The organism is Aeromicrobium sp. (assembly GCF_036675695.1).
GTDB lineage: Bacteria > Actinomycetota > Actinomycetes > Propionibacteriales > Nocardioidaceae > Aeromicrobium.
In genome coordinates this window covers 1-1,731 of record NZ_JAKFEL010000006.1, presented here as the reverse complement: position 1 = coordinate 1,731, position 1,731 = coordinate 1, and the positions used below count along the sequence as shown (strand labels likewise).

The 1,731-nt window shown below is 65.3% G+C and carries 2 protein-coding genes; both read right to left on the bottom strand.

Features of this window, described 5'->3' with window-relative positions; all coding sequences use genetic code 11:
- Nucleotides 1-1,590 (bottom strand): acyl-CoA carboxylase subunit beta, encoded by a 1,590-nt coding sequence (locus tag V6M39_RS00110; RefSeq protein WP_332641625.1) that lies wholly within the window; start codon nucleotides 1,588-1,590, stop codon nucleotides 1-3.
- Nucleotides 1,590-1,727: an acyl-CoA dehydrogenase family protein gene (locus V6M39_RS00105; protein WP_332641626.1), complete on the bottom strand. Its 138-nt coding sequence runs from the start codon at nucleotides 1,725-1,727 to the stop codon at nucleotides 1,590-1,592. The genes V6M39_RS00110 and V6M39_RS00105 overlap by 1 nt, the downstream gene beginning before the upstream one ends.
- Between the last annotated feature and the right edge of the window lie 4 nt (nucleotides 1,728-1,731).

Genomic DNA, 1,731 nt, shown 5'->3' with positions numbered 1-1,731 from the left:
TCATACGCGGAACACTCCGTAGCCTTCGGCGCCCTTGTTGGGCACGGTGTTGATGGCGCTGAGGCAGATGCCGAGGATCGAGCGGGTGTCCCGCGGATCGATCACCCCGTCGTCGTAGAGCATTCCCGAGGTGAAGTACGCGAGCGACTGCTCCTCGATCTGCTGCTCGATGAATGCCCGCATCTGCTTGTCTGCCTCTTCGTCGTACGGCTGACCCTTCGACTCGGCGGCACCGCGGGCGACGATCGAGATCACGCCGGCGAGCTGGGTCGCGCCCATGACGGCGGACTTGGCGTTGGGCCAGCTGAACATGAAGCGCGGGTCGTACGCGCGCCCGCTCATCCCGTAGTGACCCGCACCGTACGAGGCGCCGATCACGACCGAGATGTGCGGGACGGTCGAGTTGGAGACGGCGTTGATCATCTGTGCGCCGTGCTTGATGATGCCGCCCTGCTCGTACTCCGCGCCGACCATGTAGCCCGTGGTGTTGTGCAGGAACAGCAGCGGAGTGTCGGTCTGGTTGGCGAGCTGAATGAACTGCGTCGCCTTCTGTGCCTCTTGGCTGAACAGCACGCCCTGCGCGTTGGCGAGGATGCCGATCGGGTAGCCGTGCAGCTGGGCGAAGCCGGTGACCAGCGACGATCCGTACAGTGGCTTGAACTCGACGAACTCGCTGCCATCGACGATGCGCGCGATGACTTCACGCGGATCGAACGGGATCTTGAGGTCGGTCGGCACGATCCCGAGCAGCTCTTCGGCATCGAAGACCGGCTCGTCGTAGGTCGGCTCGGGCACGAAGCCCGTCTTGCTCCAGTTGATGTTCTTGATGATCGAGCGGCCGATACGGATCGCATCGCGTTCGTCGATCGCAAGGTAGTCCGCGAGGCCCGACTGGCGCGCGTGCATCTCGGCGCCGCCCAGCTCCTCGTCGGTGGACTCTTCGCCAGTCGCCATCTTGACCAGGGGCGGGCCGGCGAGGAACACCTTCGCGCCCTCCTTGACCATAACGACGTAGTCACTCATGCCCGGGATGTACGCGCCACCGGCCGTCGAGTTGCCGAACACCAGTGCCACCGTCGGGCGACGTGCCGCGCTGGCGCGGGTGATGTTGCGAAACGATGCGCCGCCGGGAATGAAGATGTCCTTCTGCGTCGGCAGGTCGGCACCACCGGACTCGACGAGGTTGATACTCGGCAGACCGCACTCCATCGCGATTTGCGCGGCGCGATGACCCTTGCGCAGCGTGCTCGGGTTGGACGAACCGCCCTTAACGGTCGGGTCGTTCGCGATGATCATGCACTCGACGCCCTCAACAACGCCGATGCCGGTGACGATCGAGGCGCCCACCGCGAAGTCGGTGCCCCACGCTGCCAAGGTCGACAGCTCCAGGAACGGCGAGTCGGGATCGAGCAGCAGCTCGATGCGCTCGCGAGCGGTCAGCTTGCCGCGCTCGTGGTGCCGCTTGATGTTGCGCTCACCGCCGGCCTCGAGCGCCTTGGCGTGCTGGACCGCGAGGTCGTCGATGCGTTCCAGCATCGACTCGCGGTTGCCCACGTACGTCTCGGTCGTGGTGTCGACTGTCGTTTTCATCAGTACCCCAGGAGTTTTGCGGCCAGGTCGTTCAGGACTTCGGTGGCGCCGCCGCCGATGCCGAGGATGCGGGCATCGCGGTAGTGCCGGTCGATCTCGGACTCGCGCATGTAGCCCATGCCGCCGAAGATCTGCACGGCT